The following is a 26,332-nucleotide window of genomic DNA, read 5'->3' as shown; positions in this document are numbered from 1 at the left end:
CCCTTATGTTTTTATAACTTTACTTTTTCCCTCGCCCTCTCTATTGCTATCGGAAGACTGTCCTGTACTTTTATTACCAATTCTCCATATCTTAATTTTCTTATATACTGTATTAATCTTTTTTCTTTCTCCTCTAACCCTTTATTCTCCATTTCCGCATGCCTCCCTAATATTAATTTCTACGCTTGGATTTTCCCTGTCTACCTTAAACTTGTCCGTAAAGCCAGTTATTTCATTCCATCCGTCATCTCTCAAAATCCCTGTTTTAACGAGTGCGTCCTGAATAAATTTTTTAGCAAATGCTATATTGTCCTTGTCTCTCCTTCTATCCGGTACAATCCACGTATATTCCATAGTTACCGGTTTATTTATGGTTGTATTCTTTAATTGGGCCTTTGCTATCAACATGATGTCTCTCTCTATTTTCTTTTTTACTGCTGCCGCCATATACTTATTTTTTCTTTCTGCATTTATATATTCGTTCAATCCCGGCAACACTCCGGGAATTGTAATTCTCCATTGCCTCATATTGTCCCCCTCCGGCTTATTTTGTTATATTCGGCTTTAATCAGCGATATCGTCTTTTGCGACCTGCTATGCTTTTTATTGTATGTTATCATATCGCTATACAGCTTTTTTATCTTTACCATATCATCGATATATCCTGCGCATCTGCCTATATGTTGTATATTATCAAAAGCCAAACATTTATTACCATGCCGCTTTAGGCACGTCTTACAATCCGCCGGTATGCGCATTATTTTTCACCTCCCTTATCAGTTACTTTGAGTAATGCCGCAAGCCCAAAACCCACGTAAAAAGCGATTATTCCTACCAGCCATATCATTTTTTATTCTCCTCCCTTAGCCATTCTAACTGGTTTTCATATTTTTCTCGGCACCAGTCCAAATTTACTCCATAAATTTCTTCCAAATAGGCCACTATCATCTCAAAGGATTGCCTCTCTGCACTTTTGTTTTCCTTAAATGTATTATTAAAATCTTCGTATCTTTTCATTCCCCTTCCCCCTCTCTGCCTTGCCTTTGCCAAATTACCTTAAACCTTATCGGGTCGCAATAAACATATTGTCCGCATTCATCAGCAAGTATAATCTCGCCATTTTCACCTACGAAAAACCCTTCCATGTCGCAGTAAACCAAATCTTTTGCCCAGTTTTCATTAAGTGCTATTTGCATAGGGTCTGCTTTCTTGCCTGTTTTAGTATCAATAACCTCAAATTTTTTCATTTTTTATTTCTCAGCCTCCTCGCTGCTTAAAGCGTCTCGGTACGCCCTAATCAGCACTTATTTACTATTAATATATACTCCGAGTTAATTCCACCGGCAGGTGGTAGAATCTTGTTGGAGGTTGTTCACTTCCCTTCATTTTTTATTTTTTATATTTTCCTGCCATTGTTATCTATGTTATCTATTTGGCATTTTTCTGCATCCGATATGCCAAAATCTAACCTTGGATACCATCTCGCTAATGCCCAGCCTACAAGGTATATTCTTTCTTTTTTGTACGTAAAACACTCCCCATCGCTTGCGAGTTCATCAAATAATTCCCGTAATTCATCAAAGCCTCCCTCTGATGCCGCCTTGCCTATCTCTTGAAGCCTATCTTTTTTGTATATCTCATCATATATTACCAATTTATATAACATCACTCTTTACCTCCTTCAATCATTTTTAAGTCGTGCCTTTCTGCTATTTTCGCAATAATGCTTTTAAGATTTTCCGGTAATAATGCATCTTGTTGTTCTCTTTTCCGCACCTGTTCATACATCTTTAAAAATTGCCCTCTCACAACTCCCGGCTCTTCGCTTAGGCATATCTCTCTCCAACTCATGTATTTTACGACCTTTGCCACCGTGGGATTAAGACTCTTTATTGCTTCCTCTTCCCTGTAAAAGCCAAAATGTTGAACTGCTGATATAACTTCTCCCCAAGCCTGTGCAGGCTCCAGCCCATTTTTTGGCGCCATTATTTCAGTAATTTGCTTGCGCACATCTGCAATAGCTGGAGGGTATGGACTTTCTAACAACAATTTTTTAATTGCCGCTTGGGCTATTATAAAATCAATATCTCCAAGCAATTCATACCATAGGCTAACCGTTGCATCACTAATTTGCATGTTGGGAAATGCTGTATTTAAAATAGCTAATAGTTTAACAATTTCAACTTTTTTCATTCTTCTTTTGCCTCCTCTTCTTGCTTGTATTTGTCGTATAATCCTCTTAGTACAGTAAACCCTTTCGGCTCGTTTACTTTAGCATGTGAAGCAGGCGTCACCCTGTTATTGTAATTCCCCTTTTGTACCTTGATAAAATTGTTATAATTTATAAGCCAGTCAAAATTGCAGTTTGTCCATTTCCCGTTTCTTCCTGAAAGAAAGTCGCTTTCTTCTGCCCGTTTAAATATATTTTGAATAGCCGTAATGTTTTTGTTTACCTTGACCCAAAGCGTTTTTATCTTTTGTTTCTGCTTATCCGTTACGGTTTGTACCTTACTTAATGATTTGCATGTTTCATTGTATATTTTTATTATTTCCTTATATGGCACTGAGGAGGATTGACTATATATATAATCTTCTTTATCATTCTTATCATTCTTATCATTCTTATCATTCTTGTTAGTTGTCACTTCTTTGTCACTTCTTTGTCGGTTCTTTGTCACTTCTATGTCAGTATCTTTGTCAGTTGGGATTTTCTCGTCTTGGTAAAGCCGCCAATTTACTATGGTTATTACCCTTCCTGTCTTTGTCGCTTTGCTTGTCAAAAATCCCCATGTTTCTAAAATATCAATGGCTGAACGAATGTTTCTAATTGTAACGTCTTTAGCGCAATTTTTTTTCAAGCTGTTAAGAGATGTAACAAACTGCCCCGGCATTGTTTTGAAAATATTCCCTTTGTATCTCCATTCTGCATCTTTATGGTTGGCAAGTAATAGGCAATTAATCATAACGTCTCTCTGTTTGCTTGTTAGGGCCTTATACATATCGCTTTCTAATGTCTTGCGGTATAATTTTATCCAACCTTCCATCTTACATGTCGCCTCCGAAGTCCTTATGGCACTTGTCCCAATAGCCGCACCACTTTGGGCTGCACATTAGGCTGTTTATATTCGGGTAAAAACATCCAGCCTTTATTGCGTTACAAATATAGTATGCGATGCTGCAAAACCGCTTTATTTGTGCCCCGGTCCTGCTCGATGCTAAAGTTGCCGCCTTTGGTACTTTGCCGTCTACTAAATAGTCAAGTATTACTCCGGCTTCTGGTTGTCCATAAATGCGCCTATAGGCTAACGCATAAGCGGTTAATTGTATTGATTTATCTGCTGTATTCTTCGCTGGAGACTTGCTCGCCGTTTTTGTGTCCCTTATATAACCGGCATTGTCTATTAGGTCTATATATCCCTTTAATGTTGTGCCGGCTAATGGGATATTTATTTCCTGCTCTACGCCTACGGGTTGTATATTTGCGGCAATTTTGGTGTGATATGTTGCCGCCAGCGTTACAGCGGAATCTTTGGTCTTGCCTCTGTCATCATTCCTGAAATCAGTATCCTCCGCCTCCCTATCGAATTCTTCGGCAACGATATCCTTTAGGTCATTCAGCGGCATGTTCTCATGTGTTTTCATCTTTTGCTTGTAATTTATTTCAATTCCTTTGTGTACTGTCTTACCTCTTGTAATTGTTGCATTTGGTGGTAAAATTAGCCCTTCAATGTACCTGTAATAGTATTGCGCAGGGCATCGTAAATACATATTTAACTGTGACACTGATGTATGGTCCATTTTCTCCCTCCCCCTTAGGGCCTGAGGTATATTCTATTTGCTTTTTTTTATTGGCAGTGATAGAATATACCTACAGCTTTTTTATTAAAAGATTTGGTTACCACCAAATCACTTGATGTGCCCGCTTTTCTGCATTGCGGGCCTCTTCTATTTCTTCGTAACTTTCAAGCCTATCTTCCAGCTCTGCATTTTTAATCCTTAGATTTACATTCTCGTTGTCCAATGCGTCATATGTCTCCGCATGTAGTTGCCTGTCCAGCCAGTCAAAAATACGTTCTAAAATGTTTCTCATTTAATTTTCTCCTCCTCCCGCATCGCCCATAAATGGGATATCATCATATATTTGCATTTTTACGTTATCGCTTATTTCGTTACAAATATTTTCATATTCAGCCTTTTTAATTTCAGATGTGCGTTCATATCCATATTTCCCGATTGTATTCCTTACTAAATCTTGGTTGCCTTTTGCTATTGCAAACAACCGCTTAGCTTGTTTTTCTGTTATTGTATCTCCAGCAGGCTTACTTATCAGCTTTGGTTCATGGTTTATGTGGAGTTCATTGTTGCCGAGTTCCTGATATTTATCCGGGTCATCCGTGTCTGTTGCGATATTAAAAAACTTAAGCAAGAAATATTTTTCTGCGTATGTTAAAGCCTTACCGACTCCCTTTTCTCCTGCTATATCTACGCCTTGCCCATACCATTCGCAAACTATTTTTTCCTCCGGGTTGTCGGCATTTATCCATGTGTACTCCATTGTTAGCTCTGTAAACCATGTTGTAGTATGCTTAGTACCGTAGTTATCTGTTTTTTCTACTGTGTCGCCTGTCACCTTTACGCTTTTTACCCTCGGGATAAGTAATAGGCCTTGTTTATCTAATTCCCCTCTTACTGCTGTTAATACTCCTGAGCTGCCAACATATTTATATTGGTTTCCACTCTCTGTCTTCTGCAAATATGGAACTGCTTTTCTCACCTCAATCAATTTTTGATATATATTTTTTGGCTTTGTTTGTTCCATTTTGTTCATCTCCTTTTATGCTCTTTAAAAATATCCTAAAATCCTTTATGCTTCCTTTATACGCAACCATTTTAAACATTCCCTTGCATCCTCCTCCTTCTGTTTATTTATCTCCTTCATAAGTGTATCCGCCGCCTCTGCCGGCATCCCGCTCTCCATATAAACGTTTTTAACCTTGTCTATATATCTGCAAATATTGTTTATATCCGTAGTTAAACATTTTGGCTTATCTGCATACAGCGTTATTACTCCGTTATTTATTTCAGCAAAGTTCTCTGTATTGAATTCAAACTTTGCTTTTAGTACATCGTCAAACTCCCAGCTTAATCCTGTTGTTATTACCACTTTTATATCCGTTGCATTCTGCATTTTATCCCTCCTAATATATTTTTCTTAATTTTCCGTAGCTGTCATCAATATTGTCCTTACTCTTTTCTTGTTCAGTCATCCATGCATCAATTGTCGCTTGTCTGAATAACTTTCTATTCCCGCAGCATATACATGGTATTTCTTTCCTAAGTGCCATCTGCCTTAACATTTCATAGCTAATACCGATATAATTTGCTGCCTCCTGCATGGACATTGTTACTGGAGCTATATTCATTATTTCTCACCTCCATATTGTGTTATCCCATCGGTAACATCATTAAAAAAAATATCGTTTGGGTTTGCCTTAAAGTGACTGCAAATATATCTTATTTCTGATTCGGTAAAGTCTCTTTTACCGTTTTCCTTAAAGCTATAGGCTACCTTACTTATATTCAATAAATTACCCATATCCGTTTGCGTCAACCTATGCTCTACTCTTAATGCTTTCAATTTATAATTTGGATTTTTCTTCATTATTCTCACCTCCGTTATATATTTGGTAACCCTTCTGATTATTAGAATAGACTACTTTTGGTTACTTGTCAATAGTATTTTAAAAAAATCTTATATATTTGGTAACGATTCTTCCCTTATTGGCAACAAATAGCTATAATGGCATGTAAGGAGGTGTTATAAATGGCAACTTTTTCGGAACGAATGAGGGTGTTAAGGAAGGAAAAAAGTATCAGCTTGGAAAAATTAGCGGATATATTAGGTACTACAAAGGCAACATTATCTCGGTATGAAAATAATATGAGGGAGCCCAAAGCTGAATTTGTGCAGCAATTAGCTGATTATTTTGGCGTATCCACTGATTACATACTTGGGCTTACTGACGTGAAAAAACCAGCTGACGAAATTGCAAACGCTATTAAATCGGATCCCGAATTGATGGAATTTTGGAATGCCTTAAGAGCAAGGGAAGATTTACGCCTATTTTTCAAACAAACTCGGAAACTTTCACCCAAAGCCATAAAACAAATTGTCAAAATTATCAAAATAATTGAAGATGAAGAATCTGCAAGTGCTGAGTAAAAAAGGAGTGATTAAAATGCATAAAATGTTGGACATGCATTTGATTGAATCCCTTAAAAAAGGCAATATCCCGTTTACCGAACTTATGGCGGCATATGATATACGAGTATCTATCGCATACATAGATGCCGCCATATACGGGTTTACGTACATAAGCCGCTTAGGACATATTCATATTATATTAAATACATGTATTAGCCATGAGCTGCAATGTATGGTTCTATTGCATGAATTAAAACATGTTTTATGCGATTGCCCTAAAAAAAGCTATTACATCGGGCTAAATACCCAGTATTCAAGGTTAGAGAAAAATGCGGATAAAATTGCTGGCAATATATTACATTACTTAATCAAATAGGAGGTGGAACGATGTCCGGGTCGATTGAAAAGCGAGGCATAAATACGTATCGATTAGTTGTCCCTGGTGGGTCCTCAAATGGGAAGCGTATAAAGTTTAAAAAAACAATAACGATTGATGGGAAAACTGAAGCTGCTAAAATGCGGAAAGCTAAAATTGAACTTGCAAAATTCGTCGCTGAAGTTGATTCAAATACTTACATCGAGCCTGCTAAAATGACCTTTAATGATTTATGCACTAAATGGATAAAAGATTATGGGGAAACAAATCTTGCTCCAAAAACTTTATTCCGTTATAAAGAAATGTTAAATAGCCGTATACTGCCGGCTATGGGCCACCTGAAAATTGAAAAAATCAAACCGCTGCACTTGGTGGAATTTTATAAAAATCTTCAGGAAAGTGGTATTAGGAAAGATGGTAAGCCCGGCGGCTTATCTGCGCAAACGATAAAACACCACCACCGCTTAATCCATGCAATATTTGAAACGGCTGTAAAAGAATGGGATTTATTGGCTGTAAATCCTGCCGCCAATATTAAACCGCCTAAGGTCCCAAAATGTGAAGCAAAATTTTACGAGGAAGCTGATATTAAGGCATTGTTAGCGGCTCTCGATACCCTGCCGGAATCAAAATTGAAATATAAACTTGCTGTATACATTGATATTAGTACCGGTTTACGTTTGGGTGAATTAATGGGCCTCAAATGGGGACATATTAATATGCAAACAGGCATAATTAGTATAGTTGAAGCCACTCAATATCTGCCCAAAATGGGGACATTTGAAAAAAGTCCTAAAACCGTTACATCTAACCGTGTGCTTGTGCTGCCTGCTATAACCTTATCCATGCTAAAAAATTATAAATTGCAGCAAAATGAATATAGGTTAAAAATGGGTAGCCTGTGGAATAATACCGATTTTGTATTTACGCAGCGCAATGGGTCCCCGATGAACACATATACCTTTAGCCGTTGGTTCCCGAAATTTTTAAAAAGCCATAACTTAAAAAAAATAACCTTTCATCAGCTGCGGCATACCAATGCCACTATGCTGTTAAGCTCTGGGATGGACCTTAAAACTGTATCTAAATTACTTGGCCATGCGAATATATCTACTACGGGTAATATATACGCACATGCGCTGCAAACGGCAAATAAAACGGCGGCTGAAAAAATCAATACTCTGCTTTCAGACGCAAAATAAAAAAACTGTCCCCAATTTGTCCCCAATTTAATATTATGTAAACTATATAGGCAAAATAAAAGACTCTGTATGCCGCTTGCATCAGAGCCTTTTTTGGTGCGCCTGAGATGAATCGAACATCCGACACACGGTTTAGGAAACCGTTGCTCTATCCCCTGAGCTACAGGCGCAAACTCATAATATTTTTTTGACACTTATAAATTATACTCACATTGCTTCCAGTTGTCAAACAAATTTTAGAGCCCAAAGATACAGATGCCTGCTTTTCATGCGCCCTCGGAGACGCGCTTTCAGTCGGTAATCGGAATTACTCTACACTTATAAGCTTTCCACCTTCATTTGCGGATTTAATTTCTGCTTCGGCAATTTTTATTGTCTCCATTGCACTTTGTGGAGGTGCGATTTCATTTGAAGTATTATTTATTATGGATTCATAGAAGAATTTCATTTCTTTATAGTATGCGCTTTCCTTTTCTATATTCGGGGTAAAGCCCTTTTCATTATGAGGGTTTACTTTCAAAGCTCCTCTTTCAAAGACAATGTTGGCTTTTTCAAATGCAACCCTGTAAGACGCCTCAAATCCAAAATCCCCGTTCAATGTCCAATCATCCTGTGCAGTTACGATTTTCCGGTCATCATAAATATAATTGGTAGATACAATATCAAAGCCGCTGCCCTTTATGACTTTTTTACCAAATGTTGAAACCGATAAGGGCATTCCAAACAGCCAGTTTATCTCATCAACGTCGTGTATATGCTGATCAAGAAGGGCTCCGCCGCTTAGCTCTCCTTTCAACAACCAGTTTCCATAGGACCAGCTCGGTGTTGAGCCCCCTCTGAAGAAATAAGCTTCATTTACATTTCCATATTTTTTGCTGTCAACACATTCTTTCAGGTACTCATATCCAGGCCAGAATCTCAGGCAATGCCCAATCATAAGCCTCTTTCCATTTTTGTTTGCAGCATCAATCATCTCTTTGCATTCATTGCGATTTAATGCCATAGGTTTTTCACAAAATACATTGAGACCTTTATTGAGAGCTTTTACAGAAGCTTTTGCATGCAAATATGTAGGAAGGGCTATATCCACGCAATCAATATCTTCTTTATCCAGCATTTCGTCGATATCTGTATACAGATGATATTTTGAAAAATCATACTTGCTATTTCCTACATTAAGGTTTCCCTTTATAAATATGCCCTTGAACTTGTCCGGATCTATATCGCATATGGCCGCAAGCTTTACAGGGAATCCCTCCTTTTCAAAACGTATATAATTATCAAGGTGCCCCCTTCCCATAAAACCTATACCTATTAATCCTGCCTTTAACATCCTAAATCCTCCCTTTTTTCCTTTCAAGTATTTTATCCATAGATAAAGATGTATTAATTACTACCTGATTTTCATTATCATTTTTATACGGGCTCATTTCAGCGGTTACATAGTCTGTATACCCGATCTCCTTGAGAGCTTTTACAACTTCTGCAAAATTTACATCCCCCTCTAAAAGATCTACAAAGCCCCCTATATTGCCTGCATTTCTTCTGAAGTCCTTAAAATGTACTTTTTTAATCCTTTTACCCAATATCCTTATCCATTGCTCAGGATAACCTGTATATATTACATTTCCCACATCGAAATAAACTCCTACAAAATCGCTCCCGATCTTGTCTATAAAATCCCTCGTTTCAAGTGGAGACAGCAGGAATTTATTCCATACATTTTCTATTCCTATGGCGATGTTGCATTTTTCGGCATCATCTTTTAAATCGTTTATCGCCTCCAATGACAAATCATACGCCCTGTCATAGCTTACAACTTCTGCACCCGGGATAAAGTCGACACCTACCGCACCGGGAACGACAAGTATCGTATCGGCGCCTAAAGTCGCTGCAAATTCCAGCTGTTTTTTAGCTATATATTTAGCCTTTTCCCTGATACTTTTATCGCTGCTTGTAAACGAGTATTTCCAGTACAATCCTGTGGCAAAGCTGGGAAGCTCTATGCCAACTTCCTTCGCAAAACTTTTAATATCCAAAAGTTCCCTTTCGCTGCATTCAAGTCCAAGCTCCCCGCTTTCATTAAGGGCAAGCTCTATTCCCTCATAACCTGCTTCTTTTGCAGCAAGTATGCATTTTTTTATGGGTGTACCTTCTTTAAAAGACCAGATGTTAACAGCTTTTTTCATAGCTTTTCCTCCTATGAAATAATTTAGTATTTTTATCAATATTATTATAATACAATATTATTATAATGTATTTAAATAATTGTGCACTAAATTTGCATAATTTTAAAAAATATTTATCGGCAGATTGCCTGATGGTTTTATTTCGCCGTCCAGCACTTTCAAAACACTCGAGACTGAATTCGGTGTATATTCGTATGTACATACACATGTGGAAATGCCATGTATGGACAGCAAATCATAAGGACTCCTTAAAATTACCGCGATTACATTCTTGTTGCATTTCTTTATTTTATCTATCAGCTCAAGCTGCCCCGGATTGGAGTTGGCATTATATGTACCTATTACTACTCTAAAAGCATCTTTGCACTCGGCTGAAATTTTCTGAATCAAATCCATTTCCGGATTTAATGGTATTATAAAAGCTTTTCCTCCAAATTTTTCTTTTACAGCATATGAAAAAGCATACTTCCTTTTTTCCTCGTCTTCAACGCCTGTCAGGCTCAGAGGTTCAGGAGCGATGGAAACAATCCCATCGCCCTTCAATGGTATGAGATTGTTGTCGTCTTTTACAAGAGTAATACTTTTTTGGCTGATTTCCCTCGAGAAATTTAGATATACCGGATTTTCCAAGCTGGCTTCAGCTTTTTTTATATCGGGGAACGGATTTTTCAATATATTATACTTGTTTTTCATGTCAACTATCCTTTGTACTGAATCGTCGATTCTATCCTCCGCAATATCGCCTTTTAAAACCGCATTTTTAATGGCATCTATGCTTTTTATCTGCACATCGAGATGATGGGATATACATATCATATCTGCCCCCGCTTTTACCGCCATTACCGACGCTTTTTCAATCCCATAATTCCTGGCGATCGCATCCATTTCCATACAATCGGTTATAATAATACCTTTGAAATTCATTTCTTCTCTTAAAAGCCTGGTAAGAATATTATAAGATAAAGTCGCAGGAAGTCCTTTATCCTCCAGAGCGGTATAAACTATATGAGCCGTCATTATCCCGTCGACCCCTGCATTAACTGCTTTCCGGAAAGGATAAAGCTCAACTTTATTCAGCCTATCCATGCCATATGAGATATAAGGCATGGATAAATGTGTATCTGCAGATGTATCACCATGCCCCGGGAAATGCTTCGCGGCGGATAGAACATTTCTGCTTTGAATACCCTTTATAAAATCCATCCCCAACGAAGCAACTTTTAGAGGATTATCGCCATATGATCTGGTACCTATTATGGGATTTTCAGGATTGCAGTTCACATCAAGCACAGGCGCAATATCCAAATTTATCCCCATATTGCGCAGCACTTCCCCTATTATCCGCCCCTCTTCAAAAGTACCACCCTTGATATTTGCTGCTCCAAAGGCCATATTCCCTGGGAAAAAAGCTGCTCCTTCTTTGATCCTTGAAACCATTCCGCCTTCCTGATCCATACCGATAAATGCCGGTATCCCCATATTTTCTATCATATTTTCCTGAATGTCATGTGTAAGACTTACCGTTTCTCGAATCGAACCTATATTCCGTCCGAATAAATCTATATTTCCGACGTTATATTCCCGTACCAATTTCATAAAATGGTCATCGCAATATTTCGATGGGAAACCCGCCATAATCATCTGACCTATTTTTTCATCAAGGCTCAATTTTTTTATATCCATCTCTAATAACCTCCCCCAATTATCAGGCTGAATCCATAACCATAGGATAAATCAAAATTACTTGAAGAATATTATTTTGTTAACACTCTTATCTCCCTGCACCTATCTGCCAAAAAGAATTTGATCTGTGCACATTCACGTCCCGTTTTATTTTCTCCTTCTACAAAAGCAGAAAATCTTATGCTGTCATTTCTGACCATGCAGGGAGAGCCTGTTATTATAATTACTTTTTTATCATCAGAAATATTTACTTCACACCCGTTGATCACATCGGGCAATTTTTTTATGGCAAGGCCTCCCATCATATATATTTCAACCTTCGTTATGTCTGTATCCGCAGCGTAATCGGGACTTAATGTATTGGTCATGACAATATCTAAAATATTCTTATCTGCATCTATATTCTTCATACATATTGAACCCAAACCAAATGCACCATATCTAAAAAGTACCACTCCATCTGCGCCTATTTCATCTATAGAGTAAATGGTATCGCATAGGTCACCGGTTTTATCTGTGGAATAAGCCTGAATTCCGGCAAGCACCCTGTCCTTTCCAAATATGCTCCTCGCATTTTCATAAAGCTTGCTTACCCATTGGGGTGATTTTTTAAAATCATTCCAGTATGTCATCGGTATAATAAAATCATATATGGATGATGCATCTTTATAATTCTGACCATACTCCACATCCGCAAATGTATTTGAATTTTCCTGCGCTGCCAAAAAATTGGAATCATATGCTCCCCAAGGCACAAGGCTTGCGGAATATTTTATCTCAGGGTCCATCCCCTTTACGATGTCTCTGATTTCCCTTGCAAAAGAATTTACGGCATCTTTTCTAAGATTTATCCAATCCCTAATATCCTTATCTCCATTATCATACGCTTCAAATATGGACTTCATATCTTTTTCTATATAAAATGTCTTGTCCATAAATTCTTTTACTCTCTTCATATTTATTCCAAGCGCCTTTGCCCTTGAGACTTCATTTCTTTCATTAAAGCAGATTTCAGCATCCATATATCTTATATAGTCGACATGTATGCCATCCACATCGTAATTTCTTATTACTTCACATATAAGTTTTTTAACATATTCCCTGTAGGATATTGACAAAAGAGATACCCTTTTCCCACTCTCGTCAGCCCTTCCATCTATATATCGCATAGCATCGTCCGGATGATTATGCGCCCATTGCATGTCGGAGTTTATCACAAACCATGCATGAACCCGCAGATTCTTTTTGTGAGCCTCTTCAACGATATTTTTTAATATATCCCTGTCAGGATGAGCTACTGAAAGGGCTATTTCGCTGTTATAACCGACAGAACCACTTTCTCCATCTACAAGCAAGAATATATCTGTAAAACCGTATCGTTTCATCTGCCCCGTTATTATTTTCGCACCGTCCGGACCGTTGTTATAAACAGTGCTACCCCATAGCCAGGCACCTTTAACTTTAAAAGTGTTTATTTTTCCGTTTCCCAACAGATGATGATCCAATGAACGCTTTGCCGCCCATAAAAAGCCATGTACAAGCATCCTTTCAAGTCCGGGAGTAGATTCCGGATGAAAACTAAAAAGAACACATCTCCCCTTCCCATATCCAGATACGGTTACGGCTGACGAACCGGGCATTATGCCTCTCGCGGCATCTTTATTTTGATGCACATCGCTTATATATGCTGCAAGATCAATATATGGAGGTATATCATCATCTTTTGCAGGTATAAGAAGAGGCCCGTTTTCATAGTTCACTGTTATTGCCCCTGAATAACCCTGCATTACCGGATGATCCGAATCCATAACTTTTACCTGAACATCCCCCGATCCCCTATCCCAGTGCATTATATCTAAAGCTTCTGCATTTACAAGCATAACTTTCGATGTGGGATCATTGTACCCCCGGGCTGCCAAGAATGCACCTGCACATATTCCAACATATCCTCCTCCATTTTTAACAAAGCTTTCGATTTCATTGCATCCTTCTTTGCCAAGGGCCTCAGCTATTCCTGTCGCTCTTCCTCCTGGAACTACAATTGCATCGAAACCATGCAATTTTCCATCCAAAATTTCTCCAGTCGTGATCTGCCGTGCATTTATGCCATAAGCCTCAAAGACATCAATTATTCTGCCACAACTGTTTTGTGAAGTCGCTCCCACAACATATAGAACTGCTGTATTCATACAATTTGTTCCCTCCTTCATGCCTGCATTTATTTATCGCCATGTTGAATCACGAATAAAAGCACATCCCTTGGGCTCATATTGTTTATATGATACAAAGGGTGTGCCCATTTATTAATACTTGTTATATACTCTTACTTCAGAATACTTGTTTGTCACATAGAATCTTACCTGTGCCGGTTCACGCCCCGTATCATTTTTCCCGTCAACGACAACTGATAGTTTTAATGTGCCGTTTTGAGGTATACACGGCATTCCTGTTATCGTGACCATCTTTCCATCATCTGATAGTTTAATCTGACAGCCATCGATATTCCCCAGTACCTTCCTTGCTGTAATGCCGCCCTTCATATCTATCTCAACCTTTGTAATATCCACATTGGCGGAATTATCAGGGTTCAATGGGTCGGTCATTGTTATATCCATGATATTTTCCTTGCATCCCTTACCTTTTATATCAATGGAACTTAAACCAAATGTACCATATCTGAAAAGTGCAATCCCCTCTCCGCTGCTTTCCCTTATATAATTAACTGTATCGCAAAGGTCCGCACTCTTTGTCGGCGAGTATGCCTGAATACCTGCTATTACCCTGTTCCTTCCAAATATATTTACCGTATTTTTATATAAAGCATCGGCCCATTGTGGCGATTTTCCATAATCATTCCAGTAAAGCATCGGAACTACAAAATCGTAAATTTTTGCTGCGTCGCTGTAATCCTGCCCGTAATGCACCTCGGCGAATGTCTTCGAGTCATTTTGAGCCACAAGAAATGTCGCATCATAGGCCCCTTCCGGCATTAAGCTTGCGGAATACTTTATTTTGGGCCTGACCGATTTTACAATATCCTTAATCTCACCGGCAAATGAGTCCACAGCATTCCTCCTGAGATTTACCCAGCCGACGACATCTTTATCACCACGGTCATAAGATTCAAAAATCGCCTTGCCGTCGCTATCCGTGTTATAGTATGTCTGATTAATCACATCCCTGACATTGTCTACATTTATCCCGGCATCTTTTGCCTTTGCAATCTCATAGTTTTCATTAAAACCATATGCGATATGGGGATATCTTATATAATCGAGTTGGATACCGTCTATATCATAATTTTGCACAACTTCCCTTATGAGATTTTCAGTATATTCTCTGTATGCAGGCGAAAGCGGCGATATTCTATTTTTGCTAGGGTCCGGTCCCTTTGTAATGTGTACCATCATATCTTCCGGATGAACCGCGGCCCATGCAGCATCACAATCTATACAAAACCAGGCATGAACCTTAATTCCCTTTTTATGGGCTTCATCTATAACTTCCTGTAATACATCCCTATCCGTATGGGCAACCTTAAGAGCTGTTTTACTGTCATATCCTACAGCACCACTTGTGCCTTTTACAAGCAGGAAAATATCCGTAAATCCATATTGTTTCATCTGATCAGTTACTGTTTTTGCACCATTTGCCCCTTGATTGTATACAGTACTTCCCCAGAGCCATACCCCCTTGGTTTTCGTATCCTTTGTTTCGCCGAACTTTACATTGAATTCGCCGGAATCGGATTTTGCCGCCCATAGCAACCCCTGGACTGTCATTTTCTCAAGCCCTTCTGTCATTTCTGGATTAAAACTGAAAAGTATGCATCTTCCTTATATCTCCTCCATATTTATATTATTTTTTAACATTCTCGAATCGGCTTTTGTCAGCACATATTTCAGGTTATCTATCCATTTTATTCTTTATAAAATCTTTATCCTCGATTTGTATCTTGCAAGCAGTTTTTTATTGAATGCATCTCCCTCATCAGTATTGGCACTCATGAATACAGGAGGAGTAATCCCCGTATCAAGTAACTTTCCCACGATATTTGTGATAATCGTATTTACAATGAGTGTGCATGCAATAGTGGATGTAGGTCCCACTTTCTGGTTGAAACCTTCATACTCCACGCAAGCATCCCCGGGTATGCCACAGTTGTCTATACAAAAATCCACAACTTCATAGAGCTTTTTCCCGCTTTTATGTCTCGATTCAACTCCTCTCGAATGCTTAAGGGAAGTAAGAGCTATCGTTACAATTCCTTTATCCCTAGCTTTCAGCGCCATTTCAATAACGGCATTATTCCGACCTGAATTCGATATCAGGAAAAGTGCATCACCCTTTGATGCTCCGCTCTCATCGAGCAGTATCTCGCCCAAACCGTCCATCCTTTCGATCAAAGTGCTCTTATACGCTCCTTCATGCAGCATTAAAGACGGTTCAAGGATCGGATAAATAGAAACCAGACCTCCTGCCCGGTAAAAAGGTTCCTCGCATATCAAATGTGAATGCCCTGTACCAAAGAAGTAAAGCATTTTCCCGTTTTTAATTGTCTTTGCGCATATATCCGATACTTTTTCAATAACATTTGACTGCGTATTCATAATTTCATCTATAATATTCCTGATGAAACCAGCATAATTCCAGTTCATTTAAATACCTCCATTTGCAATATCGAGTATTATTTTGCTTGCGAGTTCTATCTTAAAATAGAAACTATCGGCAAGCGCATATTCTTCCTCAGTATGTGAATTTTCCCCTTCCAGACCAAGCCCATCTAAAACAGGTATGCCCTTACAGGCTGCGAAGGAAACATCTCCTCCTCCGCCTGTCTTTCTTCCAACTAAATCCCTTCCGAGCTTTAATGCTTCATATTTTGCTATATTAAATAACTCGCCGCTTTTTATATCCTGTTTAAGAGGAGGCCTGTCCGACAGAAAACTGAGTACCGTTGTAGTTCCTTCAACGAATGGTTCACGTGTGATTTTTTGAACGACTTTTTTTAACGGTATTTCATCTTCCATGTCAAAATATCTTATCTCGCCTCTTGCCTGTGCATGGCCTGCTACAATGTTTATCCCTTCGCCTCCGGTTATTGTCCCTATATTTACAGTTATCTCCTTTCTCTTATCATAAAGAGAATACAGACTGCATATTTTATGGGCCAATTCATTTATGGCACTTTTCCCCTTTTCATAATTCACTCCAGAATGGGCGCTTAAACCCCTTACGTCCAGAACAAAGCTCATGATACCCTTTCTTTCGGTGGTAAGAGTTCCAGGTTTTGCCGATTCAAACGATAGACCTGCCACACAATTTTGAGCTATACTCTGAATTTTGCCTTTGCTATAATTAGAACCTATTTCTTCATCAGAATTTAAAAATACTACAATTTCAGTATCCTTCGGCAGCATATTCATTACATTTTTGACTGCGTAAAGAAGAACTACGATCCCTCCTTTCATATCCAGGACTCCAGGTCCGCAAAGAATATCACCTTTTTTTATAAAAGGCCTTACGGCTGCAGTGCCGGTTTTAAATACAGTATCCATATGGCCGAGTAACAGTATTTTCCGCCTTCCAGACCCAAAAGTACATTGAAGGCAGTCCCCGGTATTTTTCATGGCTATCCTCTTTGTATACATGCCCGCCAGTTTAAATTCCCTCTCAACGCGATCCACAAACCGGTCGACATCGGCCTTATCATGGCTCCCGCTGTCCATATTTACAAAATCTCCTAACAATCTAAAAGCATTATCTATATTGATTTCCATAAATATCCTCCGATGATTTATAAATTTTCGACTGCTGAAAAAAGCTTCCCCTCTCCATCCTTTTCAAACGGACATGCAATTGTCTCATAACATATACTTGAGAAATCACTTTCAGGAGGAAGATAGCCGAAATATCCTCCACAATATCCGAGCAGAAAAACAGTATCGCACCCATATTTCATTTTTAAAATATCTTTTATTCTTTCTCCGGTACTATAATAAATTTCAAACGGAATCCCAATAAATGCAATCCTACCCATTAAAGCATATTGTATTTCAACTTTTTTGAAATAATCGTTTCCCATTTTCACAATGCCGAAAATGTTGTCGAAGTTTTTATCAGGCCGGTTAAGTATGAGAAGGGCTGATTCCATATCCCTCTTTAATCTCATATCCCCGATTTTAGAAATATGTCTTTTTATCTCATCTCTTTTGGCATCTTTCTCACTATCTGTAAGATTCCTCTTATATTTAAGTAAAAACCCAGTCTTTTTGAATAGAATATCATCAGCACTTAACTTGTTATAATCACATGCACTCAATATTTGATCTGCAAATATAGCTCCAAGCCTGTTCACTTCTGCAAAAGAAGCGTCTTTTCTATAAAATCTCGTACTTATGTCGCCTGCAGCTCCGTTGGCATACAGCAAATTGAACATTCCCCTTTTACATAAAGCATCTTGCAGGCCATAAACCATATCCTTTGAATATAGCAAATTGTTTTCATTGAGTACTGTCATATGGCAGGGAAAATTTATGAGCATGGTATTATAACCATTCCTCTTTATTTTAAGGATGGTGCACTTTATTCCCTCATCATTTTCTTCAATTTTGTGGATATTTCTTTTAGACGCAATGCCATAGATATTCATTGTATTCGATAGTATAACCGAATCTTTAGCATCCCCCATCGCCATTATAAAAGCATCCCTGCATCTTGAAGCTATAAAATCGCAATACTCTTCATCGTAAGTTTTTCTTCCATAGAAAACAGTTGAAGGTCCGCTATGAGTATGTGTTGCAAAAACAAATATACAGCCCATGCCAATGCTTTTATCAAAATCTGAAATTGCTTTTTTTATTTTGTAACTTAAGATTTCATCGACACCGAGGATATCCATTGAAATCAATACCAGCTTTTTGCCGGCGCATTGAAATATCAGACAGCTTGCATAAAGTTCATCGTGAACTCCCATGGATTTCTGCTCTCTCTTATCATATCCTGCAAGATACATGGACTTTTCCGGCGTTATTAACATTCTTGAATATCCGCTTTTTAAAATCATTTTAATACACCTGCCAGTTAACGAGAAGTTTCCAGTATTTTATATTGTTCCATTAAGTTTTGCCCTAATGTCTTATTTATCCTGATATCCGTCTGCCCATAGGATAGTATGAGGGCTGATATTTCAGGTGGTATAGATGGGATAACAAGTTCGTAATCTTCCAGCCCCATGGAATCCAGTTTATTATTTACTATATCAAAAATCTTTTCGCCGGATTTGAATACTCCACCTGAAAGCCCGATCCTTATAAATTGTTTATCTAAATCCAGCGCTGAATGTACAGTCAAAATCGATTTTGCGATATGCAAAGTCGCCTCGTCGATTATGCTCGCAGCTATTTCATCTCCTTCATAAAGGAGCTTGAATACGCATTTCGCCGCACCTGCAATTAATGTGTTGGATTTGCTTGGATCTTTATATATCAGGCGTATGATATCCCTCATTGCATCCAAAGAATAGAAATTTATTATTTCATCTTCAAATCTGTTTTTGGGTATTATTCCGTCATATGACATTACAGCATAATTGATTGCTTTTCTCCCTATAGCATAACCTGAGCCTTCGTCACCTATAAGATATCCCCATCCCCCGCACTTTTTCCATTTTCCGTCTTCACATATGCCAACCGTCACTTCACCGGTACCGGAAATCGATATAATGCCTGATTCCCCATACGTTATGCTATACCACGCTATATAAGCATCATTGTTGACATTTATTTGATCCACATCTATACAGTTCTTGAGGAAATTCCATATCCTCTCATTCTTCGAAAAAAGCTCTATACCCGCATATCCGAAGAAAGCGCTATGAATCTTGCTATAGATTTCGAGGCCTGCATTTTTAAGTGCATACGCTGTACTCTGCATTATAGAGCATTGTGCTATATCATAACCACATGAGAGAAAATTGGAAGGGCCTCCTATGCCGCATGAGAGTATTTTACCATCCTCATCGGCTATAACGCATTTCGTCTTAGTTCCGCCACAATCATATCCTGCAAAAATTTTCATATGTTCCACCCTTTCTTCAAGCCTTAAGTGATCCAGCAGTCAAACCGGATACAAAATATCTCTGTAAAAATATATAAATGATAATTATCGGTATCGTTGCCATAGTCATCCCGGCGGTCAAAAGCCCCCACTGGGTTACATTGAGACCTCTGAACATAGTCAGGGCAACCTGGAGAGTTTTCATCTTAATATCAGTCGTTATAATAAGAGGCCAGAAAAATTCATCCCATGCCCACATGGATTTTAGTATCGCCATAGTACCAAAGGCCGGTATCGACAAAGGTATGATTATCGAAAAATATATTCTAAAATCAGAGTATCCATCCATCTTAGCCGCTTCTTCAAGCTCATAGGGTATTGTCTGAAAATATTGTTTAAACATATAAACTCCAAATCCTGAAGCTATGGACGGAGTAATTAACCCCTGGTAAGTATTTATCCATCTCAAATTTTTCATGATCAAGAACATCGGCACAACAACCACATAAAATGGTATCATAAGCGTTATAAGCGCTAAATAAAAAAATATTTTTCGCCCCAAAAACCTTTTTCTCGCGAGTACATACCCTGCAAGAGAATCGATGAATAGCCCGAGCGCAGTTATAAAAAAAGTGGTTATAATGCTATTTTTGAAGAACGTTCCCAGGGTTATCTCATCGCTAAAAACTCTCGGAAAGTTCCATGCCTCTATATAATTTTTTAATGTAAAATTCTTTGGTATCAAGCTTGTAGATACAACTACTGAATCCCGGGAAAACGATGTCGCGAGCATCCATAATAAGGGAGTCAGCATGAAAAATGCAATGACAGTTAAAGCTATATAAAGCAAAGCTTTTTTCATCAAATATCATTCCCTCCTTCGACTTTAACTTAAATTATGACATTGCCTTAATCGTATGACACTTCTTCGGATTTTGAAAACTTGTTTTGAAGTATCGTCAATAGTAACAGTACTGCAAATAGAACATATGCAACCGCACAAGCCTGGCCCATACTATATTCCTGGAACCCCTTATTATATAAATAATTTATTATAGTCGTACTGCTGTATCCAGGACCGCCACCCGTAATTACATAGATCGGCGTAAATACCTGAAATGAGCCTATCATTTCCGTTATCAGCAAAAATATCGTAGTCGGCCTTAAAAGCGGAAGCGTAAGGTACATGAACTTTTGAAATGAACTCACAGGGTCAAGGGATGCGGCTTCATATATATCCTGCGGTATTGCCATAAGCCCCGAAAGATATATCATCATTACATAACCTATCTCTTTCCAGATACCTAAAAGCATTACGGTTAAAAGGGAAAGATTACTGTCCGAACCCCATCCAAGAGGATTTATCTTAAACTTGGAAAGAATGATATTTACTATGCCGTTAGGCCCGGGATTGAATAAAAGAGACCATACTATAGAAACAGCAACCATTGAACATATAACCGGCATGTAAAAGCTGGTCCTGTAAAAAGTTTTGAATTTTATAAACTTGCTATTTACGGCCAGAGCAAGAAGCAATCCGAATAAAAGTTTTAGTGGAATAGTACCCAATACATATATAACAGTATTGACTATGCTGGTCCAGAATATCTGGTCATGGAGTATAAAGCTATAGTTTTTAAGTCCTACAAATTGAGGTGTATTTATATTAATAATGTTATATTTAAAAAAAGAAAGATATAACGATTGAATTAAAGGCCAGAATATAAAAATTGAAAAAACTAAAAATGCCGGCACTAAAAAAAAATAATAATTAATCTTTTCTTTTTTGCTGCATACGATCATTACCTTTCACCGCCTATTTTAAAATTTAGCAAGCAGGTGTATTAAAAATCAACACACCTGCTTATATATCTCCTATTGGGCCAGAGCTGTATTGACTTGGTTTTGTATATCGGTCAACGCCTTATCCACAGTCTTTTTATTGCCGATTATATTCTGTACTTCGGCTTTTAATATGGTCGTTACAGCGCTTGATTTATCTGACTTTACATAAAACTTTCCATAAGTTAGTGCCTGAGAATATCCCTTTCTTACTATATCGCCTGTAAAATATGGATCCCTGGCAGATGATTTCAATACAGGCATGAATCCTACAGTCTTGCAATATTCGCTTTCGTTATCGGTATTCAATATAAATCTTAAAAGCTTCCATGCTTCGGCAGGATGTTTCGACTGTTTTGTAATTACAAATACATCCGCACCTGCAAAAGATGTCTGTTTTTTACCAATCGGCATCTGACCTATGCCGACTTTATCTTTAATGCTCGGTTCGTTTATTATTTTATTTGCAAAATCCATTGCATCGATCATTATAGCGACCTTGCCCTGAGAGAATAATTTTTGAATTTCCTGGAGATCTAAGTTGACAGATCCCGGAGGGCTGGCTTTTTTAATTAAATCTACAAAATATGAAATTCCTTCCTTCCACTCAGGAGTCGTAGTCGTCGCCTTTGTTATATCGGCATTGCATATTTCTCCGCCAAGATCCCAGATAAACGGTAAAAACTGAGATGTATACTTAGCTGACGTCCCGAATCCATACTGGTCGATTACCCCGTCACCATTCGTATCCTTTGTCAGAGCCAGTGCATATTTTTTGAAATCATCCATTGACCAGCCTTTATCTACAGGTTCAGGAATATTTTCTGCCTTTAACAAATCTTTATTGTAAATGATAGTCCTTGTAGAGCCATATATAGGGAGCGATATTATCTTTTTGTTAATTTCAGCCCTCTTTCCTTCATATACAGACTGATTTAAAAATGTCTCCATCATATCGCTCTTGAAGCTGGAATCTATATATTGGTCAAGAGAAATTACAGCTCCGTTATTTGCCAGCACTGTATCAAAGGGGCTGCCTACTATGAGAAGATCAGCTATATTACCACCAGCAATAGATGTTGAAAATTTATCATGCGGATTTTCACTCCATGGAGTAGCTTGAAACTCCACTTCTATATCCTTATTTTCATTTTCAAATTTTTTTATTATTTCTTTCATCTTTGGAATGGACGCTTTGTCATCGCCCCCCGCCTGCCAGAACCTTATTGTAACCTTATTATTCTTTGTAGCAGTTTTAGAGCTGCCACATCCGACAAATAAACCAGCAATAAGTATTAATACCAGACTCAGTAATAATGCCTTTTTCATTGTAAAACCCCTCCTTTAAATTTTTTAATGATATATGGAACCGCCGGGTATTATTTGTAATTTTACCTTAATGCGGTTTCTATCAAATATAAAAATACATCTTGCAATTCGATACAATGTTTTAAAAGGCAATACCCATATATATTGTGATAAATTTAAAGTCATTCGAATCAAAATGTCAGCTGCCAGGCAAGAAAATAAAGATTGTAAATACGGAACATCATTTTTTGTAACATAAATTTGTAATATGAAATGCGACGTTTTGAACAACTTATACTTGTCCTAAAACCCCAAATTACAAAATAGTTTATTACATCGATCGCAACTATAAAAATAATACTTTCATTAATGTTATACTAATACATAACTGCAGAAATGTATTTACATAATTCTATAATCAATTTGCACAATTCTATTGTTTTATAGATGGGTGCATATTTTATATTTGGAAAATATTATCTCAGCAACATATATACGTATTTTGCAAATTTATGAAATACAGCCGTATTAGAGCAACCCATGATGTCTTAAAGATCGGAAAACTTAATAATTTATGGGTATATCCAGATTATTTGAAAAATATCACCGTAATTATTGTCTCTTGTAAAATTGTATGCATCATATATAATATATTTAATTTATATTTAATCGGTTATGGTGATAATATGATTAAAAATTTAAATGAACTTACGTTTAAGAATTTTGGCACCATAATAAATAACAATCTGAACCAGTTTTGCAATCTTGGCAACCCTATAAATATAGATATTCAAGAATACGAAATATCATCGAGTTCTCTCGACTTTTTTTATTTTACAGGCGACATGAATATAATCATTAATCCTTCAGCAGGCATTTCGCTTTTATGCGTGTTTACACAGCCTGCATCCTGTGATATAAGCCTGTTTTTGCTTGATAAAACAGTCTGCCTGAACAAAAATCTGTATTACAATATTATCCCGATGTACAAATATTGCAAAATCCAGATAGCCCATAACAAACTATATACCCTTATGAAATGTTTTCTGCCAAATCCTATTTCATACAATAATATTTCCCCAAGCATAGATATCAAAGAAATACTTACGCTGTTTTACCAGGATAAAGGAAAGGGATTCAAATTCAAAGGCGAAAAACATGATTTCTGGGAGTTTACATATGTAGACTATGGCGTATTGCATACAAGTATTGATAACAAATTGTATAATCTAAGACAGGGAGAAGCAATTTTTTATGGAAAAAACCAGTATCACAGCCAGTGGTCCGGCAAGGAAAACGGCGTTTGTTTTGTTACTATATCGTTTATCATGGATTTTGAAAATCCGGATATACTCACTAATAATGTATTTCAGTTCGATAATAGTTTGAAAAAATTGGTTGATGATATAACATATGAGTTCAGAAATGCCGGCCGTAACTACTACTCAAGCGATCTGATGATCTGTTATTTTAAAGAGATAATTATAAAACTCATTAGAAATCGCAAAAGCTGCAATTTTACAGCATCCCTCAATACGGATATGAAACAGCATAACCTGAATTCGTTAGTGCTTCAGACAGTAAAATTTATAAATGAAAATATAAACAAAAAAATTAATATGGATGATATTTCCAGCCATATACACATAAGCAAATCATATCTGTCAACGATATTTAAAGAAAATATGGGCATTACAATAATAAACTATATAAATAACTTCAGGCTGGAGAAAAGCAAGGAACTTATACGCTCCACCGGCTATAACTTCACTCAAATTGCTCAAATAGCAGGATTTAAAAGCGTACATTACTTTTCCAGACTTTTTAAATCAAAGTTCGGCATTACCCCGACGGAATACGCTAAATCGATAAGGAAATAGATACCTTGATCTAAGATAGCGAAAACATAAGAAATGAAAGGGCGGTACCCGCAAACACCAGCAATATTCCAATAGCCCCACCTAACAACCTTGAAAATAAAGGAGTCTTCCTTCTCATACTGAAACCATAGCTCTTTTTCCCAAGGTATGCGTCAGGGAACAGTAAAAGTACAATACCCGATGCAAATACAATTATGGTCAGCAGGATAATAAAAGTTTTAAATCCAAGGGTTCTATATTTTATATTCGATTGCCAGAAACTCATTATAGCAGTTTTTTTCGCTATGGCTTCTAATATCGAAGCGATAAAAAATAGAAATCTAAAAGAAAATACTAATTTAATTAAACCATGCATAAATATCGAATCCCTGATATTCCATAATATCGACAAAACAAACCCTACCACAGCCCCTGTCACTGGCAGCGTCCCAAAGAAGAACTTTCTTTTATTTATCAATATAAATACCACTATTATCGCAATTATTGCGTTAATCCATCCCGGAATATTTTCAAAATAGATCTGGTGTTTCAAGACATTGATGATACCCAAAAATAGAAACAGCGAAGCTGCGCACGATAATATGGCGATTATCAATTCCTTTTCCATATCTTCTCAGCCCTTTCTGCAGAAAAAAGTCTATTAGAATATTATATAAAACTTTTCAAAATCCTTCTTTTTTGTACAACTTTATGAGCATATATTTTATATTTGGATAATATTCTTCAAAAGATTTGAATGTATTCTAACTTTATTTTATAAAAAAATAAGCAGCATCAGCTGCCTTTATCTAAGCTATTTTTCAGAACGTTTATGGCTTTCTTCCCGAAAAATAAAGTCATCTAAATCTTCAGACTCTCTTTTGTCTTTTTCAGGCTGCCCGCTTTTTTTATCATCATCAACCTTTAAAAGCTTTTTATTCTTTTTCAAGCCTTTCCCCCCTATTGTAAAAAATTTGGTATAATATCTATAATTTTTATATAAAACAATAAATAATATGCACTTATTCTTTTAAAAATTATACTTTTTAAAAATACAGGTTATATTAAGCAATAATATTCATTAGCACTGACTTGGGACATCCGCTTTACAGGCAAAGATAAAGAAACCTAATATAAAATATTCCCTTAGCTGTATATTTATGATGCTCTATGACTTTTTATTCTATTATATATTATATACAACTTATTACACAAAGGCAACAGGATAAGGGACCCATTGCACGGCAAATTCGCGAACCCATTTCCCCGTAGTTTTGCAGTAACTTTTCAAATGTAAATGCCTGAGATGGTGATTATTAGTGTATTTGAGGCATAAAAATTTTTCAAAGATTGATATTTTTCCTATTGCGAAATATGGTGAATTATGGTATAATCTATATATAATTTTTATTTGAGGTAATAATCATGCATCTTAAAAAATCTAAACAAAAAAACGGCAGGATCTATTTGTCAATCGTCGACGGCTTCTATGATAAACAAAGGGGCCACGCAAGAACCGTTACCATTGAGAAGATTGGATATCTCGATAATCTCGAAAAACAATATGATGATCCTATTGCATTCTTCACCGAAAGAGTAGAAAAATTGAA

General features: G+C 37.2%; 33 protein-coding genes and 1 tRNA gene. 5 read left to right on the top strand and 29 right to left on the bottom strand.

Annotated features, from left to right (window positions below; translation table 11 throughout):
• Window positions 1-11: 11 nt before the first annotated feature.
• The 14 genes from QME45_04260 to QME45_04195 form a co-directional block, all read right to left on the bottom strand.
• Window positions 12-152, bottom strand: coding sequence for a DUF2292 domain-containing protein (locus tag QME45_04260; protein ID MDI6617878.1), 141 nt, complete (start codon window positions 150-152; stop codon window positions 12-14).
• Window positions 142-528, bottom strand: coding sequence for a hypothetical protein (locus QME45_04255; protein ID MDI6617877.1), 387 nt, complete (start codon window positions 526-528; stop codon window positions 142-144). The genes QME45_04260 and QME45_04255 overlap by 11 nt, the downstream gene beginning before the upstream one ends.
• Window positions 525-758: a hypothetical protein gene (locus tag QME45_04250; GenBank protein MDI6617876.1), complete on the bottom strand. Its 234-nt coding sequence runs from the start codon at window positions 756-758 to the stop codon at window positions 525-527. The genes QME45_04255 and QME45_04250 overlap by 4 nt, the downstream gene beginning before the upstream one ends.
• A gap of 85 nt (window positions 759-843) precedes the next feature.
• Entirely contained in the window at window positions 844-1,017 is a 174-nt protein-coding gene (locus tag QME45_04245; GenBank protein MDI6617875.1) for a hypothetical protein, read from the bottom strand.
• Window positions 1,014-1,247, bottom strand: coding sequence for a hypothetical protein (locus QME45_04240; protein ID MDI6617874.1), 234 nt, complete (start codon window positions 1,245-1,247; stop codon window positions 1,014-1,016). The genes QME45_04245 and QME45_04240 overlap by 4 nt, the downstream gene beginning before the upstream one ends.
• A gap of 149 nt (window positions 1,248-1,396) precedes the next feature.
• Window positions 1,397-1,666, bottom strand: coding sequence for a hypothetical protein (locus QME45_04235; GenBank protein ID MDI6617873.1), 270 nt, complete (start codon window positions 1,664-1,666; stop codon window positions 1,397-1,399).
• A complete protein-coding gene (locus QME45_04230; GenBank protein MDI6617872.1) occupies window positions 1,666-2,193 on the bottom strand; it encodes a replicative helicase loader/inhibitor in 528 nt (175 codons plus the stop codon). Before QME45_04230 ends, QME45_04235 begins: the two co-directional genes overlap by 1 nt.
• A complete protein-coding gene (locus QME45_04225; protein MDI6617871.1) occupies window positions 2,190-3,044 on the bottom strand; it encodes a hypothetical protein in 855 nt (284 codons plus the stop codon). Before QME45_04225 ends, QME45_04230 begins: the two co-directional genes overlap by 4 nt.
• 1 nt (window position 3,045) lies before the next feature.
• Complete coding sequence (locus QME45_04220; GenBank protein ID MDI6617870.1) at window positions 3,046-3,798, bottom strand: PD-(D/E)XK nuclease family protein; 753 nt, start codon at window positions 3,796-3,798, stop codon at window positions 3,046-3,048.
• A 97-nt stretch (window positions 3,799-3,895) separates the two neighbouring features.
• A complete protein-coding gene (locus tag QME45_04215) occupies window positions 3,896-4,090 on the bottom strand; it encodes a hypothetical protein (GenBank protein ID MDI6617869.1) in 195 nt (64 codons plus the stop codon).
• Window positions 4,091-4,819 (bottom strand): ERF family protein, encoded by a 729-nt coding sequence (locus QME45_04210; GenBank protein MDI6617868.1) that lies wholly within the window; start codon window positions 4,817-4,819, stop codon window positions 4,091-4,093.
• Window positions 4,820-4,864: 45 nt separating this feature from the next.
• Entirely contained in the window at window positions 4,865-5,188 is a 324-nt protein-coding gene (locus QME45_04205) for a hypothetical protein (GenBank protein MDI6617867.1), read from the bottom strand.
• A gap of 10 nt (window positions 5,189-5,198) precedes the next feature.
• Window positions 5,199-5,423, bottom strand: a complete 225-nt coding sequence (locus QME45_04200; protein ID MDI6617866.1) for a helix-turn-helix domain-containing protein — start codon at window positions 5,421-5,423, stop codon at window positions 5,199-5,201.
• Window positions 5,423-5,662, bottom strand: coding sequence for a helix-turn-helix transcriptional regulator (locus QME45_04195; protein MDI6617865.1), 240 nt, complete (start codon window positions 5,660-5,662; stop codon window positions 5,423-5,425). Before QME45_04195 ends, QME45_04200 begins: the two co-directional genes overlap by 1 nt.
• A 162-nt stretch (window positions 5,663-5,824) precedes the next feature.
• Here QME45_04195 and QME45_04190 point away from each other — a divergent pair, with 162 nt between their 5' ends.
• Genes QME45_04190 through QME45_04180 form a run of 3 tightly spaced genes read left to right on the top strand, consistent with a single transcriptional unit; the run spans window position 5,825 to window position 7,783 of the window.
• A complete protein-coding gene (locus QME45_04190; GenBank protein MDI6617864.1) occupies window positions 5,825-6,223 on the top strand; it encodes a helix-turn-helix transcriptional regulator in 399 nt (132 codons plus the stop codon).
• A 16-nt stretch (window positions 6,224-6,239) separates the two neighbouring features.
• Entirely contained in the window at window positions 6,240-6,581 is a 342-nt protein-coding gene (locus QME45_04185) for a hypothetical protein (protein MDI6617863.1), read from the top strand.
• Between the two features lie 11 nt (window positions 6,582-6,592).
• On the top strand, window positions 6,593-7,783 hold the full coding sequence (locus QME45_04180) for a site-specific integrase (protein MDI6617862.1): 1,191 nt from the start codon (window positions 6,593-6,595) through the stop codon (window positions 7,781-7,783).
• 94 nt (window positions 7,784-7,877) lie between these two features.
• On the opposite strand, the gene QME45_04175 is transcribed toward QME45_04180, so the two are convergent.
• The 13 genes from QME45_04175 to QME45_04115 all read right to left on the bottom strand — a co-directional run bounded on the left by QME45_04175 (window position 7,878) and on the right by QME45_04115 (window position 22,884).
• Window positions 7,878-7,953 (bottom strand) — tRNA-Arg (locus QME45_04175).
• A 137-nt stretch (window positions 7,954-8,090) separates the two neighbouring features.
• Entirely contained in the window at window positions 8,091-9,116 is a 1,026-nt protein-coding gene (locus QME45_04170; GenBank protein ID MDI6617861.1) for a Gfo/Idh/MocA family oxidoreductase, read from the bottom strand.
• A 1-nt stretch (window position 9,117) separates the two neighbouring features.
• Entirely contained in the window at window positions 9,118-9,972 is an 855-nt protein-coding gene (locus tag QME45_04165; protein ID MDI6617860.1) for a sugar phosphate isomerase/epimerase family protein, read from the bottom strand.
• A 102-nt stretch (window positions 9,973-10,074) separates the two neighbouring features.
• The gene (locus tag QME45_04160; protein ID MDI6617859.1) at window positions 10,075-11,655 is read right to left on the bottom strand and encodes a glycoside hydrolase family 3 protein; all 1,581 of its coding nucleotides are present in this window, start codon (window positions 11,653-11,655) and stop codon (window positions 10,075-10,077) included.
• A gap of 71 nt (window positions 11,656-11,726) precedes the next feature.
• Entirely contained in the window at window positions 11,727-13,844 is a 2,118-nt protein-coding gene (locus QME45_04155; protein MDI6617858.1) for a family 10 glycosylhydrolase, read from the bottom strand.
• A 114-nt stretch (window positions 13,845-13,958) separates the two neighbouring features.
• Window positions 13,959-15,437 carry a family 10 glycosylhydrolase gene (locus QME45_04150; GenBank protein ID MDI6617857.1) on the bottom strand — a complete coding sequence of 493 codons (1,479 nt, stop codon included), beginning with the start codon at window positions 15,435-15,437 and terminating at the stop codon, window positions 13,959-13,961.
• A 144-nt stretch (window positions 15,438-15,581) separates the two neighbouring features.
• Complete coding sequence (locus tag QME45_04145; GenBank protein ID MDI6617856.1) at window positions 15,582-16,313, bottom strand: SIS domain-containing protein; 732 nt, start codon at window positions 16,311-16,313, stop codon at window positions 15,582-15,584.
• Entirely contained in the window at window positions 16,314-17,435 is a 1,122-nt protein-coding gene (locus QME45_04140; protein MDI6617855.1) for a M20 family metallopeptidase, read from the bottom strand. It abuts the gene before it with no gap.
• Window positions 17,436-17,452: 17 nt separating this feature from the next.
• A complete protein-coding gene (locus QME45_04135) occupies window positions 17,453-18,721 on the bottom strand; it encodes a neutral/alkaline non-lysosomal ceramidase N-terminal domain-containing protein (protein ID MDI6617854.1) in 1,269 nt (422 codons plus the stop codon).
• Window positions 18,722-18,738: 17 nt separating this feature from the next.
• Window positions 18,739-19,734: a BadF/BadG/BcrA/BcrD ATPase family protein gene (locus tag QME45_04130; protein ID MDI6617853.1), complete on the bottom strand. Its 996-nt coding sequence runs from the start codon at window positions 19,732-19,734 to the stop codon at window positions 18,739-18,741.
• A gap of 16 nt (window positions 19,735-19,750) precedes the next feature.
• The gene (locus QME45_04125) at window positions 19,751-20,575 is read right to left on the bottom strand and encodes a carbohydrate ABC transporter permease (protein ID MDI6617852.1); all 825 of its coding nucleotides are present in this window, start codon (window positions 20,573-20,575) and stop codon (window positions 19,751-19,753) included.
• A 47-nt stretch (window positions 20,576-20,622) separates the two neighbouring features.
• Complete coding sequence (locus QME45_04120; GenBank protein MDI6617851.1) at window positions 20,623-21,516, bottom strand: sugar ABC transporter permease; 894 nt, start codon at window positions 21,514-21,516, stop codon at window positions 20,623-20,625.
• 72 nt (window positions 21,517-21,588) lie between these two features.
• Entirely contained in the window at window positions 21,589-22,884 is a 1,296-nt protein-coding gene (locus QME45_04115; protein ID MDI6617850.1) for a sugar ABC transporter substrate-binding protein, read from the bottom strand.
• A 665-nt stretch (window positions 22,885-23,549) separates the two neighbouring features.
• On the opposite strand from QME45_04115, the gene QME45_04110 reads away from it, so the two are divergent.
• Window positions 23,550-24,743: an AraC family transcriptional regulator gene (locus QME45_04110; GenBank protein MDI6617849.1), complete on the top strand. Its 1,194-nt coding sequence runs from the start codon at window positions 23,550-23,552 to the stop codon at window positions 24,741-24,743.
• A gap of 10 nt (window positions 24,744-24,753) precedes the next feature.
• Here QME45_04110 and QME45_04105 read toward each other — a convergent pair whose 3' ends face one another.
• Window positions 24,754-25,350 carry a hypothetical protein gene (locus tag QME45_04105; GenBank protein MDI6617848.1) on the bottom strand — a complete coding sequence of 199 codons (597 nt, stop codon included), beginning with the start codon at window positions 25,348-25,350 and terminating at the stop codon, window positions 24,754-24,756.
• A 186-nt stretch (window positions 25,351-25,536) separates the two neighbouring features.
• Window positions 25,537-25,671, bottom strand: a complete 135-nt coding sequence (locus QME45_04100) for a hypothetical protein (GenBank protein MDI6617847.1) — start codon at window positions 25,669-25,671, stop codon at window positions 25,537-25,539.
• Between the two features lie 476 nt (window positions 25,672-26,147).
• Between QME45_04100 and QME45_04095 the strand changes: the two genes are divergently transcribed.
• Window positions 26,148-26,332 (top strand): transposase (locus QME45_04095; protein ID MDI6617846.1); only part of this gene is annotated, 185 nt, incomplete at its 3' end.

The sequence above is a fragment of the Clostridiales bacterium genome, from assembly GCA_030016385.1.
Lineage (GTDB): Bacteria > Bacillota > Clostridia > Clostridiales > Oxobacteraceae > JASEJN01.
This window is presented reverse-complemented; position numbering and strand designations above follow the sequence as displayed.